Below are 17,574 nucleotides of genomic sequence, written 5' to 3'. Positions count from 1 at the left end.
GGCTAGTTTGCTCACTGAGCAAAAAATCTTGCTCAGCCCAGCAACCCCAACGCCTTCGCTCGCGCCACGGCCTGGGTACGGCGTTCCACGCCCAGTTTACTGTTGATATGGCTGGCGTGGGTTTTCACGGTGTGCAGCGAAATGAACAATTGCTCACTGATTTCCTGATTCGAACATCCTTGGGCAATCAGTTGCAGCACTGCCCGCTCCCGGCTGCTGAGAGCTTCGACGTGCGCGCAGGACTCAGTCGGTTGCAGCGCCGCCGTCGGCAAGCGCTCGAGCAAGTGCTCGCGCAGGCCACTGGGCGGCGCCTGGAGCAGTTGCTCGCGCAACCATTCGTGATGTTTTTGCAGCAGCCACTCGAAGGGCTGCAGCGCGCCGCCAACAGCGGCATCGAACGCCTGGGCCAAGGCCACGCGAGCTTCCGGCTCGCGCCCCGCGCTCAACAGCAAGGCGACTTTCTGGTTGAGCACCATCACGCTGAGCATCTGCCGCCCGGTCTGCTGCGAATGTTCGAGCAACGCATTGAGCCGTCCTTCGGCCTGCATCGGTTGGCCGCGGATCGACTCGAGCAACGCCTGTTGCAGTTCGACATGCAGCGGCAGTTGTGGATGGAATTCCGGCGGGGCGGCGGCGCCTTCGCCCGTGTAGGTCTGCCCCAGCCGCACCAGCCAGGCTTCGGCCAGTTCGGTGCGGCCCTGGGCCAGCCAGAGCTCGCATTTGACCAACGTAATCATCGCCAGGTAATAAACCGGCGGAACGTCCCAGATATGCATCAAGCGCTCGGCTTCGGCCAGTTCGGCAAAGGCCCGGGCGAACTCGCCGCCCTGGCCTTCGACACGGGCGATCACACAGTGGCCGATCAACACGCTGATATCGCGGCAGGCCCGGGCTTCGGTCAGCCCCGCCTGCAACCGCGCCAACCCGGCCTGGTTCTGCATGCGCAGCGTCAGCAAAAACCCCTCATACAAAACCAACCGTGCCCGCACCGCGTATAGCCGTTGGGGTGACAGTGGGTGCAAGCGTTGCAGCCCTTGCTTGACCTCTTCGAGTGCCCGCAGGATCTCCCCTCGCGCCTGCAAGACCCGGGCGCGATCGTAATGGGCCAGGGCCTCGAAAAGTGGGTTGCCAACCCGCTGCGCCAACTCCAGGGACTCGCGGTTCAACGCCCGGGCGCGCCAAAGGTCCCCGTCGGCAATCGCCAGGTTCGACAGGGTGGACAAGCACATCAGGCGCTGGCCGTAGCGTTTTTGCGGCAGGCTTTCCAGCGCCTCGGTGCAATAACGCAGCGTGGCCTCACGATCACCACGACCGCGGGCAACAATGCCGCTCAGCGCCAGCCATTGGGCGAGCATGGATTTATGCGCGGTGGCTGACGGCGCCGGCAGGAAGCGGCTCAAATGGGCGGCCAATTCTTCGGCGGCATCCAGTTGGCAGGCCAGCCCCAGCGCCCAGCTGTACAGCACGATCAGCCGTGGGGTGCTGATGAGCAGGCTGTCGGGCAAGTCCATTTTCCAGCGCAGTAACATGCCGACGTTCTGCTCGGCCAGCAGTTGTTCCTCCGAGAGGTTTTGTACCAGGTTCGCCGCCACGTCCAGATGCCCGGCGCGCAGGGCCTGCTCCACGGCTTCGTCGATCAGGCCCTGGGCGTTGAACCAGCGGCAGGCACGCAAATGCAGGGTCCCGGCCGGCACCATGGCCGGCGCGCTCGGGCGACTGCGCAGCAGGTCGGAAAACAGATGATGGAAGCGATACCAATGCCCATGTTCGTCCAGCGGCACCAGGAATACTTGGTGGGCGGCGAGGAATTTGAGGATTTCGTGACTGTCATGGGCGTCGCGCACCGCATCGCACAGTTCGCTGCAAAAGCGATCCTGGGGGGCAATGTCGTAGAGAAACGCCTGCACCTCGGCGGGCAGGCAGTCGATGACTTCTTCCAGCAGATAATCGCGGATCAGCCCTTCACCGCCGTGCAACGCTTGGGGCAGTCGCCCTTCGCTGCCGGCTTCGGAAGCGGCCAGCAACCAGAAGCGCAGCCCGGCGACCCAGCCTTCGCTGCGCTGGATCAGGCTTTCCAAGGCTTCGCCACGCAACGCGCTGCTGTGATGCTGGAGCAAGGTCAGCGCTTCGTCGTGGGTCAGGCGCAGGTCCTGCTCGTTGAGTTCGAGTAACTGCCGCGACAGCCGCAGGCGTGCCAGGTGCCAGTCCGGTCGCTGACGGCTGGTGACCAGCACCAGCAACCCCTCGGGCAGGTGATTGAGGAAAAATTGCAGGCAGCGATCCAGCACCGGGCTCTGCGCCAAGTGGTAATCGTCGAGCACCAGCAGCAAGGGCGCGCTTGCTGATAAATGCGCGGACAGCTCATCCAGCAGGCCGTCGAGCCATTCTTCGAACGCGAAGGGTTGGTGGCGCTGACGCATTTTCAGCAAGCCCAAAGCGCGGCCACCCAACTGGGGGTAAAACGCCTGGAGCCCTTCGAGCAGCCGCTCCAGGAAACGCCCCGGATCGTTGTCCCTGGCACTGAGCCCCAACCACAGGCTTCGCCAATGGGCCGGCAACCCCTGGCAGAACTCCACCGCCAGCGAACTTTTACCGAACCCCGCCGGCGCGCTCACCAGCAGCAACCGCCCCCCCAGCCCAGCGCTCAGACGCTCGCACAACCGCGGCCGCACGACATGCCCGTCGGGCAGAGGTGGGCGGTAAAAACGCCCTTCCTGTACCGCGATGGCTGCACGGGAAGAATCCGGGGGTGAAGACAAATCAGTCATGGCCGGCTCTTGTTTGAAATGCGGATGGCGGCGTTGCAGATGTCCGCAGACTAGCCGTAAACGGAGAGGTATTGAAGGGAGTGCTACAAATGACTACAAAAAGGCTACAAGTGGCCAATTTCTGTTGGGGTTGCCCAAAAAAAAAACGCCCCGAACCAGTCGGGGCGTTTTCTTGAGGATGCGGCCTCGGGGAAAGCGGTTTAGCGAACGCCTTCCTGACGCAGTGCCGCCGGGGTGAAGTCGCTGGTGGACGCGGTGAAGCCGAAGTCGTAGGCCGATTTCTCTTCGTTCTTCATGCCCAGGGCCAGGTAGCGTCCGGACTGCAAGTCGTAGAGGGTTTCCAGGGCGTACCACGGCACTTGCTTGTCGTAGTAGTTCTCGGCATGGGCCTCGGCGACGCGCCACAGTTGGCCACGACCGTCGTAGTGATCGATGACCGCGGCTTGCCAGGTGTCTTCGTCGATGTAGAAGTCGCGCTTGGCGTAGATGTGACGCTGGCCTTCCTTCAGGGTCGCGGTCACGTGCCAGACGCGACGCAGTTCATAGCGCGCCAGGTCCTGGTTGATGTGGCCGGCCTTGAGAATGTCGGCGTACTTGAGCTGCGGCGAATCGATCTTGTGGCTGTTGGCGGCAATGTAGAGTTCTTTCTTGCCTTCGAGCTTCCAGTCGTAACGGTCCGGCGCGCCGTTGTACATGTCCAGGTTGTCGGATGTACGCAGGCCATCGGCGGCGGTACCCGGGCCGTCGTAGGCGACTTGCGGCGCCTGGCGCACGCGACGCTGGCCGGCGTTGTAGATCCAGGCCTTGCGCGGCTCCTTCACCTGGTCGAGGGTCTCGTGCACCAGCAGCACGGTACCGGCCAGGCGCGCCGGTGCGGTCACTTGTTGCTTGAAGTAGAACAGCACGTTGCCCGGGTTGGCCGGATCGAAGCCCTTGATCTTGTCGCGGAACACGAACTGGTCCTGGAAGTACACCAGGTTGTACGAACCGTTGGGCTGCGGCGTGGCCTGGGTCACCAGGCGGGTCACGCTGCCGCCGCGATAGCGGGTGATGTGGTTCCAGATCACTTCCAGCCCGCTCTGGGGAATCGGGAACGGCACGGCCGTCTCGAAATTCTCCAGGCCGTTGCCAGCGCCCACCAGCTTGGTGTTCACGGCATTTTTCTTGATGGAGGCCAAGACTTCATCCGGCACGGTGGCGCCGCGATGGGTCGGGTAGACCGGCATCTTGAAGGTTTCCGGGTAGCGCTTGAACATCGCGTACTGGCCTGGGGCGAGCTTGGCCTTGTACTGGTCGACGTTCTGCGACGTGATGGTGAACACAGGTTTCTCACTGGCGTACGGGTCGGCGAGGAAGCCCTTGCCGTCGACGCTGCCAGCGTTCTTGGCCATGGGTTTCCAGGCGGAAATCGACCCATCGGCATTGCCAGCCATCTCGGCGCCCATTGGCGTCAGGCTCTTGCCCAGCTTGTCGGCCTCGGCGGCAGGCACGGCGGCCATGACACTGGTCGCCAGCAGGGATAACCCCAGCGCACCGACTTGCAACAGATTTTTTGTTATTTTCATAGTGTTCGTCCTGAAATACGGTGCTTAGAAGTTCACGCCGACGCTGAGCGCCACGAAATCCCGGTCGTCCACGGTGGTGTACTTGCCGTCGAAGAAATTGGTGTACGCCAGGCTGGCGGTATAGGTGTTCTGGTACTCGGCATCAACACCCAGGCTCACAGCCTTGCGACCTTCTTCGAAGTTGGCGCCAGGACCTGGCGAGTAACCCTTCACGTCATGGGACCAAGCCACGTTCGGCCGCAGGTTTACACCGGCGAACACGTCGTTGTAGTCCCAGATCGCGCGACCGCGATAACCCCAAGAGTTTGCCGTGGTGAAGCCGTCATTTTCGCAATAGCGACTAGCGTTGTTCTGCGCTCCGCCCGCCAGGGTCGAACCGTTCAATATCTCGCATTGGCCGTTCGGCAATGGCCCAGGGCCATAGCTCGGATCACGCCCATAACGCGCCTTGGAAGTGCTTTCCAGACCACCGACGTGAGTGAAGCCGACCTCGCCCACCAATGTCAGGCGCTCGGCGCCCATAACCTGGTCGAAGAAGTGGGTAAAGGTGGTTTGCAGTTGTGTCACTTCCTTGCGGCGATAGCCTGGCTGGTCCGTGTCTGCCTGTCCTGGCAGTACGGAAACATCAGGGTTCAAAGGCGTTAATCCGGAAAACAGGATATCGGTGGTATTGAGCTGGACCGGTGCATTCGGGCGGTAGCTGATTTCGCCGCTCCATGCGGTACCTGTGGGCAATGTGGTCGAGAAACTCAGGCCATACAGGCGGATATCTTCAGGATACTCGACGTAGTAGTTTGAATTACCTGCGACCACCATCGGTACCATGGCTTGAGCCATGGCAACCGCTTGAGCAAACGGAACGCCAGCGGCCATCAGCGACCCTACCAACCCTGGTCCGCTGGTATAAGCGCTGGCTGGTGCACCATGACCGCTGAAAATTGGCGCACGGCTGTGGTAGTTCATGAAATAAGCGCCAAACTCAGTATCCAGCGGCTCATACATGTACTTGAAGGACACACCAAACTGGCCGCTGTCCCGAGCATCACGGTCGGGGCCACGACGAACCAAAGTGCCTTCACCATCTACGTCCACACCGAACGCACCCAACGTAGGCATGGCAGCCGCTGGAATCGCTGAAGCGCTCCTCAGCACTCGCAGGTTACTGTCACAACCATCGGAAATAACATCCGGCTGCGAGAAGAAAGTCCCGCAGTTATCAGTAACGGTCTGATCCCACTCCAACTGGTAGAAAGCTTCAGCCGACAAGTTGTCGGTCAGGCTCTGGGACACGTAGAACATATTGACCGGGATCAGGCCTTCCTTGACCTCGGCGCCTGGACGACGGAAGGCGGACACGTCAACCGGGTTGATGGCGTTGATGCCGTTCTGGATAAAGGTACTTTCACCCCAGCTGACCACCTGCTTGCCCAGGCGGACCGAACCCGGTTGATCGGCAATGGCGTAGTTGTGATAAATGAACGCATCGAGGATCTGCCCGCCGGAAGACTTGGCGCCTTCCTTGCGGTTGCTGTCGCTGATGTCCTTGAACGGACGGCTTTCGTCCTTCAGCTCAAAGTCATACCAGTATTTGCCGCGCACAAACACACCGGTGTCGCCGTACTTCAGTTCCAGATCGTGGATGCCCTTGAAGATCTTCGAAAACGTTTCCCCACGCTTGAAGTTCAGGTGGCCGTCATCGGAGGTCTGGGACAGGCCGTGACCACCGTTGTTGACGCCGATGAGGTTCTTGTTGGCCTTTTCCGTGGACCAACTCGCGCCCACCGACAGGGACGAATCGAACTGGCCTTCGATTTCACCGATGTTGAAGCTGACGCCGAATGCCGGGCCGGCGAGCGAGGAGGCAAGACTGACGGCCAGAGGCAGTTTTGCCCGGCGCCAGAAAATGTTTGCTGAGGTCATCGACGCAACTCCATGTGTTTTATTGTTATGGCAGTGGGCGTTTCCGGAAACCCTTCGCCGTGCTGGCACGCGCGTCCCATTCCGAAAATCCTTGAGCGGACTATAGCCAGCAGGTAGTACGGCTTGATCCCTCTAAAGTGTGATTTGCAGCCTTCGACCACTCTGGAACAGTCCTTCGCCAGGCCGACGGTTGTCGGCACGGCAAGGATGGCTGAATTTTCGGTTTTGACAAGACAAGCGCTTGCTTGGTGGGGCTGCCGTGCCCTTTTCGGGCACGGCGCGAACGCTTAAAGCGTCGAGAGGAAGGTGCTGTTGTTGCTCTGCCATTCGGTGATGTCGACCCGGATGCGCTTCTTGTCGAGCTTGCCGACGCTGGTCTTGGGAATTTCCGTAACAAGGGCGATCTGGCTCGGAATCGCCCACTTGCTCAGGTGCCCCAGTTCGACAAACGGCTTGAGGTGTTCCTTGAGCTCGCGAGCCCCGATCTGATGCCCTTCGCGGATGACCAGCAAGGCAAACGGCCGCTCGCCCCACTGCGGATCGGGGATGCCGACCACTGCTACTTCGCGTACCGCCGCATGCCGGCTGATGAGGTCTTCCAGGTCCAGGGACGAGATCCACTCGCCGCCGGTCTTGATCACGTCCTTGATGCGGTCGCGAATATCGATGAAGCCCATGCCGTCGAGCGTGGCGACGTCGCCGGTGTGCAGCCAGCCGCCCTTCCAGAGTTCGGCGCCTTTCTGTGGCTCGTTGAAATAACCCTCGGTGAGCCACGGCGCACGCAGCACCAGTTCGCCCTGGGTCTCGCCGTCCGCCGGCAGGAAACGCCCTTCACCGTCGACGATCGCCGCTTCCACCAACGGCCCCGGCACGCCGGCCTTGATCCGGTAAGTGATGCGCTCGTCTTCGCTGCCGTCCATCAGCTCGTCGTTGAGATGAGCGCACGACACCAGCGGGCCGGTTTCCGACATGCCGTAGGCGGCAGTGAGCTGGATGCCCTTGGCCTTCGCTGCCTCGTACAAGCTGCGGTTGAGCGCGCTGCCGCCGATGACGATTTTCCAGCCGCCAAAATCGGTGTCCTGGGCGCCCTTGGCGTTGAGGACCATTTGCAGGATGGTCGGCACGCAATGGGAGAAGGTGACCTTTTCCTTGCGCCACAGCTCGATCAGGAACTCTGGGTCGTAGCGCCCCGGGTAGACCTGCTTGAGCCCGAGCATGGTCGCAACATACGGCAAGCCCCAGGCGTGGACGTGGAACATCGGCGTGATCGGCATGTACACGTCGTTGGTGCCCAGCAGCCGCACGCTGTCGATGGACCCCATGATGGTCGACACGCCCATGGTGTGCAGCACCAGTTGCCGATGGGTGAAGTACACGCCCTTGGGGTTGCCCGTGGTGCCGGTGGTATAGAACGTGGTGGCGACGGAGTTCTCGTCGAAGTCCTGGAAATCGTGGACCGGGCTGGCGCTGGCCAGCAGTTGCTCGTATTCGCCCACGAGGTTCGGCAGGTCGGCGGTTTTTTCCGGCAGGTCGGTCAACAGCAGCGTCTTCCGCACCGTGGTCAGGTGCCCGGCGATTGCCTGGTACAACCCGACGAACTCGCTGTTGACCAGCACGAAGCGGTCCTCGGCGTGGTTCATCGTGTAGAGGATCTGCTCCGGCGACAGGCGCACGTTGATGGTGTGGATCACCGCGCCGATCATCGGGATCGCGAACATGCATTCCAGGTAACGATGGCTGTCCCAGTCCATCACCGCCACCGTGTCACCGGCCTTCACCCCTGCCTCGGTCAGCACATTGGCCAGGCGCGCGACACGCTCGATCAGCGTCGGGTAGCTGTAGCGCATCTGGTCGCGATAGATGATCTCGCGGGTTTTCTCATAGCGCGCCCCGGACATCAGCAGCCGCTTGATCAGCAACGGGTATTGATAAGCGCCCTCGGCTGGCGGAATAACGCGAGTCTGCAACATAGGAGTCCCTTTTCTGACTGCACGGTCTTGGCTGGTAGGTAAGCACTCTAGAGTGGTTATATGACGATCAAATCAGCCAAAGGAATGATTTGATTCGCCCGTGGATACTGGCGTCACGCCACCCTGCGCGGGTTATTTCCTGTCCAAACCTGTCAGGCGGGACGCGGCGAAGGCGCCGGTGCCAACCTGGATACAAAACTGTCGAGCAGGACGCTCCGGCATGGAAATTTGGTGCTTAACTTCGATGGCCGGTCATTCCCATTGCCCGACGTACATCACCAGTCATCAGCGGGAAACAATGAACACTGAATCGCCTCCCCAGCCCGACGCCCAGCGGCCACAACCCCTGGTATCGATCGTGGCTCCTTGTTACAACGGTGGAAAATACCTGGAGGAAGCCATCCGCAGCTTCTTTTCCCAGGATTATCCGAACTTCGAAGTGATCGTCGTCGACGACGGCTCCACCGATAACAGCCCGTCCCTGCTACGAGAGCTGCAACAAACGTACGACTTCCAGTTGTATACCCAGGCGAACCAGGGTGTCAGCGCCGCACTCAACCATGGGCTTGCCCATGCCAAGGGCGTCTACGTGTCGACCCCAGACCTGGACGATGTGATGCTGCCGCATTCGGTCAGGGTGCGTGCCGAGTACCTGGAGCAGCATCCGGAAATAGGCTGCGTCGGCGCGCTGATTACCTACATTGACGAGGAAGGCAAGGTCGTCAAGGAACAGCAGCGTTCGCAGATCAAGGTGCACAGGTTCGACGGCATCCTGCGCAAGGCCACCGTGATCGGCGCGCCCACGGCGCTGTATCGCATGAGTGCGCTGCGACGCGCGGACTTCTATGACCCTCGCGTGCGGGTGCAGGATTTCCAGATCACCCTGCGTATCGCCTACCAAGGTTTCGAGCTGCATGAACTGCCGGTCTGCGTGACGCTTTACCGGCGTCACTCCAATAACCTCTCCAGGAAATACCGGCTCATGCTTGAGGCGGATCTTCTGGCCATCGAGCCCTATCGCGACCATCCCGCCTACGAATGCGGTCGCACTGTGCTGATCCACAAGGCGCTCAAATACGCCGTGGTCCAGGACAAGAAAGAAGCTTGGCGGCTGCTGCGATCGATTCCGTGGCGCCATTTGAACAAGACCAGCTTCAAGCGCTTAAAGCGATTGGTCTTGCGCCGCCCATTCGCGAGGCCTCGCCCATGAAATTTTTGCAGAAGCTCAAGGAGCGCAAGGTTCGCAAGCACCTCAAGCGCCTGGAAAAACTGGAAAGGGCACCGGAGAAGATCCGCCTGCGCTATCCTCGATACGAAATAGGCGTGGGCACCTACGGCATTCCCGAGGTCACCGACTTTGGCGACGACACCGTTCTCAAGGTCGGCGCCTACACCTCGATTGCCCAGGACGTCCAGATCCTGCTGGGGGGCGGTCATCGCATGGATTGGGTCAGCACTTATCCCTTCCCGAAGATGATCGATGAGGCCAAGGACATTGCCGGCTGCAATCCGACCAAGGGGGATGTGGTGATCGGCAGCGATTGCTGGATCTGCGCCGGCGCGATGATTCTGTCCGGGGTAACGATTGGCCACGGCGCCGTGGTGGCGGCCGGCGCGGTGGTAACACGGGATGTCGAGCCTTACGCCCTGGTGGGCGGTAACCCGTGCCGGTTCATTCGCTGGCGCTTCGACGAGCCGGTTCGCCAGGCGTTGCTGGCATCGGCCTGGTGGGAATGGCCGGTGGAGGAAGTGAAGGCGGTGTCGCCTCTGCTGTGCAGCGACAACCTCGACGTTTTCCTGGACTACGCCCGTAATCGTTGAGCGTTACCCGCGCGCCACGTGGTGGCGCGCGGGGACCTCGATCAATGCGCCTCGGTAAACGCCAGCTTCACGCCAATGGCAATCAGCACCGCGCCCATGGTCCGGTCGAACCAATGGCCCATGCGGGCGAAACCGGCGCGCACCCGCGCCTGGCTAAACAGCATCGCCACCATGCAGAACCAGGCCGCCGTGGCGACGGCCAGGTAAACGCCGTAGCCGGCCTGGACCGCCAGCGGCGTATGGGGATTGATCACCACGGTGAACAGGGACAGGAAGAACAACGTCGCCTTGGGGTTCAAGCCGTTGGTGATGAAGCCAGCCGTGAACGCGCCGCGCGCGGTACGTTCGCCCACTGCCTTGTGCAGGTTTTCCTCGGTGGCCTTGGCCGGTTGCGCTCGCAAGGCCTTGAAGCCGATGTACAACAGGTACGCGGCGGCGGCCCACTTCAGTGCGTTGAACAGTACGATCGATTGGGACACGATCAGGCCGATGCCCAGCAGCGAATAGCCCACGTGCAGGAAAATCGCCGTACCCACGCCCAGCGCCGTCCACGTCCCGGCGCGGCGACCGTGGGTCACGCTTTCCCGTACCACCACGGCAAAGTCCGGGCCGGGACTGGCGACGGCCAAGAGGTGGATCAGGGCGACGGTGAGGAATTCGGCGAGGTACATGATGGGGCTCCTTGCGACAGTCTTGTGTTAAATGAAATCCCACGGGTCTACGGCACCACGGCCGCAACGCATCTGATAGGCTCGCCACATTACGCTTTCGGTCTTTTAGATAACAGGTACAGCTGATGACGAATACCGCTCGCGCCGTTTTTCTCGACCATCCTTCCCTGGACCTCGGTGACCTCGACTTGAGCCCGTTGCGCCAATGTTTCAGTGAGCTGCAACTGTTCGCCCGGACCACCCAGGATCAAGTGACAGAGCGGCTCAAGGGCGCCACGGTGGCAATCACTAACAAAGTGGTGATCGATGCCGCCGCCATGGCCGCCAGCCCGGAACTCAAACTGATCCTGATCAGCGCCACCGGCACCAACAACGTCGATCTGGCCGCCGCCCGCCAGCATGGCATCACCGTGTGTAACTGCCAGGGCTACGGCACGCCGTCGGTGGCACAGCACACGATCATGCTGTTGCTGAACCTGGCGACGCGGTTGGCCGACTACCAAAAAGCCGTTGGCGAAGGTCGTTGGCAACAGGCTCCGCAGTTCTGCCTGCTGGATTTCCCAATTGTCGAACTGGAGGGCAAGACCCTCGGCTTGCTGGGTCATGGCGAACTGGGCGGTGCCGTCGCGCGGCTGGCCGAAGCCTTTGGCATGCGCGTGCTGCCGGGGCAGATTCCAGGTCGCCCTGCCCGCCCCGACCGCGTGCCGCTGGACGAGCTGCTGCCGCAAGTTGACGCCCTGACCCTGCACTGCCCGCTCACCGAGCACACCCGCCATTTCATCGGCGCGCGCGAACTGGCATTGCTCAAGCCCGGCGCGTTCCTGGTCAACACCGCACGCGGCGGACTGGTAGACGAACAGGCCCTCGCCGACGCCTTGCGCAGCGGTCACTTGGGCGGCGCTGCCACCGACGTGCTGAGCGTCGAGCCGCCGACCCAGGGCAATCCGCTGTTGGCCGGCGACATCCCCCGGTTGATCGTCACGCCCCACAACGCCTGGGGCAGCCGCGAGGCACGCCAGCGAATCGTCGGCCAACTGACGGAAAACGCGCAAGGGTTCTTCAGCGGTACAGCGCGACGTGTCGTCAGTTGATAAACTGCCGCACTTTTTTTCAAGGAGCAGCCCATGGATCCGCGCAGTGAAGTACTGCTTCGTCAGGCCGAGTTATTCCAGGGTTCGGTCCTGCTGGCCGGCCTGCCCGCCGATGATCTGCTCGGCCGCTTGCCCGAGGCTCATGGCTGGTGCTGGCACGCCGGCGACCAGGCGGCGCTGGACGCGCGGTTCCCGGAACGCAGCCAGTTTGGCGTGAACGTTCCGGAGCGCGAATTCGACACCGCCGTGGTGTTCCTGCCCAAGGCCAAGGACCTCACCGACTACGTTCTCAATGCCGTGGCGTCACGCTTGGCCGGTCGCGAAGTGTACCTGGTGGGCGAAAAGCGCAGCGGCATAGAAGGCGCGTCCAAGCAGCTCAACCCTTTCGGCAAGCCACGCAAGCTCGACAGTGCGCGCCATTGCCAACTCTGGCAGGTCACGGTCGCCAATGCGCCCCAAGCCAAGCCCCTGGAAAGCCTGGCCCAAAGTTACCAATTGCCGCTCGCCGAGGGCCCGCTGACGGTGATCAGCCTGCCAGGCGTGTTCAGTCACGGTCGCTTGGATCGCGGCAGTGCGCTGCTGCTGGAACACCTGGACAAACTACCCAGCGGCCATTTGCTGGATTTCGGCTGCGGCGCCGGGGTGCTGGGAGCAGCAGTCAAGCGCCGTTACCCGCACAACACGGTGACGCTGCTTGACGTCGACGCTTTCGCGGCCGCCAGCAGTCGCCTGACGCTGGCCGCCAACGGCTTGGAAGCCGAGGTTTTGACCGGCGATGGCATCGATGCCGCGCCGATGGGCTTGAGCGCGATCCTGAGCAATCCGCCGTTCCATGTCGGCGTCCACACCGATTACCACGCTACAGAAAACTTGCTGCGAAAAGCAGCCAAACATCTGAAAAACGGCGGCGAGCTGCGCTTGGTGGCGAACAGTTTCCTCAAATATCAGCCATTGATCGAAGAGCATCTGGGTATCTGTGCGATCAAGGCCGAAGGCCAGGGTTTTCGCATTTACCGAGCCAAGCGCGGCTGAAGCGTTTTAGAAAAACAGCGCTTGCCCAAACGGATTTGCCTAGGCAGAATCCGCACCGTCCTAGGGGAGTAGTCTCCCGCGAGCGCCATGCTCGCCCGGCATACGTCAACATACTTGGTCAGCAGACCATGGCGTATGCGGCCCAAGCGCCCCCATAGAGGGTCGCTGGGTTTGACAAGACCTATGACACGCACACCTTACCCGGGGCGGGGAGGCTGTACGTGTCATAGCCGTGTCGACCCGCCCCTCTTAGGAATCCCCTGATGCTGGACTCTTTCCTCGTACCGACCGCTATCGTTGCGCTGGCCGAAATCGGCGACAAGACGCAACTGCTCGCGCTGATCCTCGCCGCTCGCTTTCGTAAACCCTGGCCGATCATCGCCGGCATCGTCGCCGCGACCCTGGCCAACCATGCGGCGGCCGGCGCGGTGGGCGCCTGGGTCGGCGGGTTCTTCTCGGACGCGGTGTTGCACTGGATACTGGCGGCCAGCTTCGCGGCAACGGCGCTGTGGACCCTGGTGCCGGACAAGCTGGACGACGACGAAGCCAATACCGCCCGCAAGTTCGGACCTTTCCTGACCACGCTGATCGCCTTCTTCCTGGCGGAAATCGGCGATAAGACCCAGATCGCCACGGTCATGCTCGCTGCGCAATACCCTGAACTGTGGCTGGTGATCATTGGCACCACCGTGGGCATGTTGATTGCCAACGTGCCGGTGGTACTGGCCGGCAACTTCGCCGCCGAGAAACTGCCGTTGACCCTCATCCGCCGCCTGGCCGCCTCGGCGTTCTTCATCCTGGCGATCGTGGCGGTGTACAAGGCGATGCAGAGCAGTGGATGGGTTTGAGGCTGTTGTGGCGAGGGAACAAGCCCCCTCGCCACAGCTTTACTGCATGACGACGCTTACTTTTTAGCCTGCTGATAAAGCGGCATAACCTTCGGAATCGCCGCCTGCAACGAAGCGATCCGGCTGCTCGACGCCGGGTGGGTGCTCATGAACTCTGGTGGCGCCCCCTCCGAAGCCTTGGCCATTTTATTCCACAAGGTGATTGCAGCGTTCGGGTCGTAGCCGGCCCGGGCGGCGAGTTCGAGGCCGATCAGGTCGGCTTCGTTCTCGTTGCCACGACTGTTGGGCAAGGTCATGCCGTAGTTGGCCACGGTATCGGCCAGCGCCAGGCTGTCCTGGCCCAGGCCGAATATGGCACCGGCACCCTGCTTGGCCATTTCGATGCCATAGGCCTTGGACATCGCTTCACGGCCGTGCTCGCGCAAGGCGTGGGCGATTTCATGGCCGATGATCGCGGCGATTTCATCGTCGTTGAGCTTCAGCTTTTCGATCAAGCCGGTGTAGAAAATGATTTTCCCGCCAGGGCCGCAGCTGGCGTTGAGCTCGTCGCTCTTGATCAGGTTCACTTCCCAGTTCCATTGCGCCGAATCCGGACGGAACACCGGTGCCTGGGCGATCAACCGGCTGGAGATGGCCTGGACGCGCTTGGCATCGCTGCTGGTCTTGTCCAACACGCCCTGGGCTTTCGCTTCGCCCATGCTTTTCTGATAGGACTGCGCATACATCTGGTTGACCTCAGCGGTCGACAGCATGCTGAACATGTACTGCTTGCGCTCCACGCCCACGGCTCCGCCGCTGGTGGTGTTGACCGACTGGCAACCGGCGAGCAGCAGACCCGCGCTCAAGGCACTCACGATCAAAGTCTTGTTCATACAAAAGAAGCTCCATGGAATCGTGGGCGTATCCTAGGCGTTGATTTGTATCGGCGCCAGATACACAGAAGCGGATTACCGATTTTTCGGTCAGATCCCAACCCGGCCATTTGCGACACCGACGATGCCAAAACAGTCATCCGACGAACAGCGCCTCATGTCGGGCCCGGAAAACGCCGATAAAAATTCCAGACGTCATTTCCGCGTCCGGAGCCTTTATGAAATTCAAATCGATCCAATTTTCCGTCGCCGCCCTGGCCGGAGCCATTGTGCTCAGCGTGGTCGGCGCCCTGGTGCTGTATGCATTGTTCGCCGGCGCCCGTACTCAGGAGATGGTGCAACAGCGGACCAAGGCGCAGTTTGAACAACTCATCGAGCAACGCCTCAGCGCCCTCGCCCATACCCAGGCCAGCTTGATCCAACGGGAGCTCGAAGCGCCACTGTTGCTCGCCCGGGGCCTGGCAACTACCAACGCCTTGATGGGCATGAGCGGCACGGATGGCAGCCCGCAGTTGAAGCTCCCTCGTGAACAGATGATCAGCCTGCTGCGGGAAACCGTGGTGCGCAACCCGAAAATCCTCGGTGCCTACATCGCCTGGGAACCGAACGCCATCGACCACGACGACGCCAACTATGTGAACAGCCAAGTGCTGGGCATGGAAACCAACGGGCGCTTCCTGCCGTGGTGGTTTCGTAATCAGGACGGCACCCTGGGCCTGGAAAAGCTCGCCGACGTGACCGACCAGAAACTGCTGTCCACGGGTATTCGCGCCAGTGAGTACTACCTGTGCTCCCAGGACAGCAAGAAAGCCTGCGTGATCGACCCGGCGCCCTACCGCGTCGGCAATACGATGACCATGCTCGCCTCGTTCATCGAACCGATCCTGGTCGAGGGCAAGTTCCAAGGCATCGTCGGCGCCGACCTGTCGGTGAACTTCATCCAGGACATGCTCGTCGCCGCGGACGCCAAGCTATACGGCGGCGCCGGGGAAATGGCCCTGCTCTCGAACAACAACCGATTGGTGGCCTTCACCAAAGACCCGAGCAAGCTCGGCGAGAAAGCCAGCGACCTGCTGGACGCCAGCGAGCTGGACAACCTGACCAAGCTCGGCATTGGCGAAGTGCGTTACGACATCGACGAAGAGCACGGCCACATCGAGGTGTACATGCCCTTCGGCATCGGCCAGGCCGAAGCGCGCTGGACATTGATGATGCAACTGCCGCTGAACGCGGTCATGGCCGACCTGCAAGCCTTGCAGAAGGACCTGGACGATCAGCGCGAGACCGATATTTTCGGCATGGCGATGGTCGGCCTGGCCATTGCCGCGCTCGGCCTGCTGGTGATTTGGCTGGTGGGCCATGGCATCGCCCGACCGCTCAAGCAAATGGTGGCAATGCTCGATGACATCGCCCAGGGCGAAGGCGACCTGACCCGCCGCCTGACCAGCGACCGCGCCGATGAACTGGGCGCCATCGCCAAGGGCTTCAACACGTTCCTGAGCAAGTTGCAGGGCATGATCACCCAAGTGGTGACATCGGTGCAGAGCGTCAGCGACTCATCGGAGCACACGGCCGACATCGCGATCCGCACCAACCAAGGTGTGCACAAGCAAATGTCGGAGATCGACCAGGTCGCCACCGCCGTGCAAGAAATGACCGCCACGGCGCAGGATGTAGCGCGCAACGCAACCCAGGCCGCCCAAGCCGCCAGTCACGCCGACCAGGCTGCCAGCCAGGGCATGCAGATCGTGCGGGATACCTCGACGTCCATCGGCGCGCTGGCCGTGGAAATCGGCAAGGCGGTGGGCGTGGTGCAAACCCTGGCCAAGGACAGCGAGAACATCAACGCAATCCTCACCGCCATTCGCGGGATCGCCGAGCAGACCAACCTGTTGGCGCTCAACGCGGCCATCGAAGCCGCCCGGGCCGGTGAACAGGGCCGTGGTTTTGCGGTGGTCGCCGATGAAGTGCGCAACCTGGCACAAAAGACGCAGCAGGCCACTGAAGAGATTCAGTCGATGATCCAGCAATTGCAGCAAGGCACACGGGACGTGGTGCGCGTGATGGAGGACAGCCAGCACCGTACCGACGAAAGCGTGCAGCACGCGGCGAAAGCAGCCCAGGCCTTGGAGACGATTACCCAGGCCGTGTCGGTGATCAACGACATGAACACCCAGATCGCCAGCGCCGCCGAGGAGCAAAGCGCCGTGGCCGATGACATCAACCGTAACGTGATCAACATCGGGCAGGTGGCGAACGAGGTGGCTAGCGGCGCCGACGAATCCAGCGCGGCCAGCGCCGGGCTGACCAAGCTGGCGGAGCAGCAGCGGCGGTTGATCAATCAGTTCAAGGTCTGATGCACAGTCGCGGATTCAAGCCGGGGTCAGGCACTCCGGCCCATTGAGTTTCGGGTCGTTGACCATGTTCGCCAGCACCCGCTCGCGCAATTGCCCCGGCTCGCTCGCCAGCAGTCCTTGCAAGACATGCAGCGGTGTCTCGGGGTCGAGCCACTGGCGCTGGCCCTCTTCATCGAGAATCAGTGGCCGGCGTTGACCGGCCGCCGGTTGAGTGATGACAGCGGTGCTCAGCCACACTTGCTCCTGCACCGGATAGGCTTCCCAGATCGCCGCGAAAAACAGCGACGAACCCTCGCCCGGGGTCAGCCAGTACGGGCGCTTGCGGGTGCCGCCGCGCCATTCATAAAACCCGTTGGCCGGCAGCAGGCAACGCCGCAAACGCAAGGCTTCGCGGAACATGGGCTGCTCGGCCACGGTTTCGGCCCGGGCGTGAGCCGGCGTGCGGGACAGATCGGTCAGCCACGGCGGCGTCAGCCCCCAACGCGCCCGGGCCAATTCGCGCTGGCCGTCGGCGCCGGCGCGCAGCATCAGCACCGAGTCATTGGGCGAGATGTTCCATTGGGCCTTCTGGTCGGCGGGGAAGCCGGGCAAGGCCGCAAAGGCGGGGTTCCAACGAAACAGGGCATAACGTCCACACATGGGGCAACACGGCTCTCGTA

The 17,574-nt window shown here is 61.9% G+C and carries 13 protein-coding genes, 1 pseudogene and 1 riboswitch; of the genes and pseudogenes, 7 read left to right on the top strand and 7 right to left on the bottom strand.

From position 1 onward, the window contains the following. Positions 1-32: 32 nt before the first annotated feature. The 4 genes from HU742_RS21640 to HU742_RS21625 form a co-directional block, all read right to left on the bottom strand. Positions 33-2,768 (bottom strand): winged helix-turn-helix domain-containing protein, encoded by a 2,736-nt coding sequence (locus HU742_RS21640; protein WP_186634621.1) that lies wholly within the window; start codon positions 2,766-2,768, stop codon positions 33-35. Between the two features lie 200 nt (positions 2,769-2,968). After that, a complete protein-coding gene (locus HU742_RS21635; RefSeq protein ID WP_186612358.1) occupies positions 2,969-4,333 on the bottom strand; it encodes a DUF1329 domain-containing protein in 1,365 nt (454 codons plus the stop codon). A gap of 24 nt (positions 4,334-4,357) precedes the next feature. Then, a complete protein-coding gene (locus HU742_RS21630; RefSeq protein WP_186644026.1) occupies positions 4,358-6,253 on the bottom strand; it encodes a DUF1302 domain-containing protein in 1,896 nt (631 codons plus the stop codon). A 287-nt stretch (positions 6,254-6,540) separates the two neighbouring features. Further along, positions 6,541-8,223 (bottom strand): fatty acid--CoA ligase, encoded by a 1,683-nt coding sequence (locus HU742_RS21625; protein WP_186644025.1) that lies wholly within the window; start codon positions 8,221-8,223, stop codon positions 6,541-6,543. 220 nt (positions 8,224-8,443) lie between these two features. Between HU742_RS21625 and HU742_RS21620 the strand changes: the two genes are divergently transcribed. Both HU742_RS21620 and HU742_RS21615 read left to right on the top strand, forming a co-directional pair. Next, the gene (locus tag HU742_RS21620; protein WP_496197676.1) at positions 8,444-9,433 is read left to right on the top strand and encodes a glycosyltransferase family 2 protein; all 990 of its coding nucleotides are present in this window, start codon (positions 8,444-8,446) and stop codon (positions 9,431-9,433) included. After that, the gene (locus HU742_RS21615) at positions 9,430-10,044 is read left to right on the top strand and encodes a CatB-related O-acetyltransferase (protein ID WP_186644023.1); all 615 of its coding nucleotides are present in this window, start codon (positions 9,430-9,432) and stop codon (positions 10,042-10,044) included. Before HU742_RS21620 ends, HU742_RS21615 begins: the two co-directional genes overlap by 4 nt. Before the next feature lie 41 nt (positions 10,045-10,085). On the opposite strand, the gene HU742_RS21610 is transcribed toward HU742_RS21615, so the two are convergent. Beyond that, on the bottom strand, positions 10,086-10,715 hold the full coding sequence (locus tag HU742_RS21610; protein ID WP_186634610.1) for a LysE family translocator: 630 nt from the start codon (positions 10,713-10,715) through the stop codon (positions 10,086-10,088). Between the two features lie 125 nt (positions 10,716-10,840). Here HU742_RS21610 and HU742_RS21605 point away from each other — a divergent pair, with 125 nt between their 5' ends. From HU742_RS21605 to HU742_RS21595, 3 genes are all read left to right on the top strand, one after another. Further along, a complete protein-coding gene (locus tag HU742_RS21605; protein ID WP_186634607.1) occupies positions 10,841-11,806 on the top strand; it encodes a 2-hydroxyacid dehydrogenase in 966 nt (321 codons plus the stop codon). A 33-nt stretch (positions 11,807-11,839) separates the two neighbouring features. Continuing rightward, entirely contained in the window at positions 11,840-12,838 is a 999-nt protein-coding gene (locus HU742_RS21600; protein ID WP_186634604.1) for a methyltransferase, read from the top strand. A gap of 51 nt (positions 12,839-12,889) precedes the next feature. Next, positions 12,890-13,011, top strand: a riboswitch (yybP-ykoY riboswitch). A 90-nt stretch (positions 13,012-13,101) separates the two neighbouring features. Continuing rightward, the gene (locus HU742_RS21595) at positions 13,102-13,686 is read left to right on the top strand and encodes a TMEM165/GDT1 family protein (protein WP_186634601.1); all 585 of its coding nucleotides are present in this window, start codon (positions 13,102-13,104) and stop codon (positions 13,684-13,686) included. A gap of 56 nt (positions 13,687-13,742) precedes the next feature. Here the strand turns inward: HU742_RS21595 and HU742_RS21590 are convergent, their stop codons facing one another. Continuing rightward, entirely contained in the window at positions 13,743-14,558 is an 816-nt protein-coding gene (locus tag HU742_RS21590; protein ID WP_186634598.1) for a M48 family metallopeptidase, read from the bottom strand. A 218-nt stretch (positions 14,559-14,776) separates the two neighbouring features. Between HU742_RS21590 and HU742_RS27155 the strand changes: the two are divergent. Continuing rightward, positions 14,777-16,057: pseudogene (locus HU742_RS27155) on the top strand (methyl-accepting chemotaxis protein); the annotation flags it as partial. A gap of 15 nt (positions 16,058-16,072) precedes the next feature. After that, positions 16,073-16,915, top strand: coding sequence for a methyl-accepting chemotaxis protein (locus HU742_RS27150; protein ID WP_434581160.1), 843 nt, complete (start codon positions 16,073-16,075; stop codon positions 16,913-16,915). A 15-nt stretch (positions 16,916-16,930) separates the two neighbouring features. Here the strand turns inward: HU742_RS27150 and HU742_RS21580 are convergent, their stop codons facing one another. Beyond that, a complete protein-coding gene (locus HU742_RS21580) occupies positions 16,931-17,554 on the bottom strand; it encodes an SOS response-associated peptidase (protein ID WP_186634592.1) in 624 nt (207 codons plus the stop codon). Positions 17,555-17,574 lie beyond the last annotated feature (20 nt).

It is taken from the genome of Pseudomonas marvdashtae, assembly GCF_014268655.2.
Taxonomy (GTDB): Bacteria; Pseudomonadota; Gammaproteobacteria; order Pseudomonadales; family Pseudomonadaceae; genus Aquipseudomonas; species Aquipseudomonas marvdashtae.
The sequence above is the reverse complement of the archived record's forward strand: the minus strand, read 5'-3'. Positions and strand labels throughout refer to the sequence as shown.

Excerpts from the sequence above, each read along its gene's own strand:
- HU742_RS21640 (WP_186634621.1), bottom strand. The coding sequence starts at position 2,768 with ATGACTGATTTGTCTTCACCCCCGGATTCTTCCCGTGCAGCCATCGCG.
- HU742_RS21635 (WP_186612358.1), bottom strand. The coding sequence starts at position 4,333 with ATGAAAATAACAAAAAATCTGTTGCAAGTCGGTGCGCTGGGGTTATCC.
- HU742_RS21630 (WP_186644026.1), bottom strand. The coding sequence starts at position 6,253 with ATGACCTCAGCAAACATTTTCTGGCGCCGGGCAAAACTGCCTCTGGCC.
- HU742_RS21625 (WP_186644025.1), bottom strand. The coding sequence starts at position 8,223 with ATGTTGCAGACTCGCGTTATTCCGCCAGCCGAGGGCGCTTATCAATAC.
- HU742_RS21620 (WP_496197676.1), top strand. The coding sequence starts at position 8,444 with ATGGAAATTTGGTGCTTAACTTCGATGGCCGGTCATTCCCATTGCCCG.
- HU742_RS21615 (WP_186644023.1), top strand. The coding sequence starts at position 9,430 with ATGAAATTTTTGCAGAAGCTCAAGGAGCGCAAGGTTCGCAAGCACCTC.
- HU742_RS21610 (WP_186634610.1), bottom strand. The coding sequence starts at position 10,715 with ATGTACCTCGCCGAATTCCTCACCGTCGCCCTGATCCACCTCTTGGCC.
- HU742_RS21605 (WP_186634607.1), top strand. The coding sequence starts at position 10,841 with ATGACGAATACCGCTCGCGCCGTTTTTCTCGACCATCCTTCCCTGGAC.
- HU742_RS21600 (WP_186634604.1), top strand. The coding sequence starts at position 11,840 with ATGGATCCGCGCAGTGAAGTACTGCTTCGTCAGGCCGAGTTATTCCAG.
- HU742_RS21595 (WP_186634601.1), top strand. The coding sequence starts at position 13,102 with ATGCTGGACTCTTTCCTCGTACCGACCGCTATCGTTGCGCTGGCCGAA.
- HU742_RS21590 (WP_186634598.1), bottom strand. The coding sequence starts at position 14,558 with ATGAACAAGACTTTGATCGTGAGTGCCTTGAGCGCGGGTCTGCTGCTC.
- HU742_RS27150 (WP_434581160.1), top strand. The coding sequence starts at position 16,073 with ATGATCACCCAAGTGGTGACATCGGTGCAGAGCGTCAGCGACTCATCG.
- HU742_RS21580 (WP_186634592.1), bottom strand. The coding sequence starts at position 17,554 with ATGTGTGGACGTTATGCCCTGTTTCGTTGGAACCCCGCCTTTGCGGCC.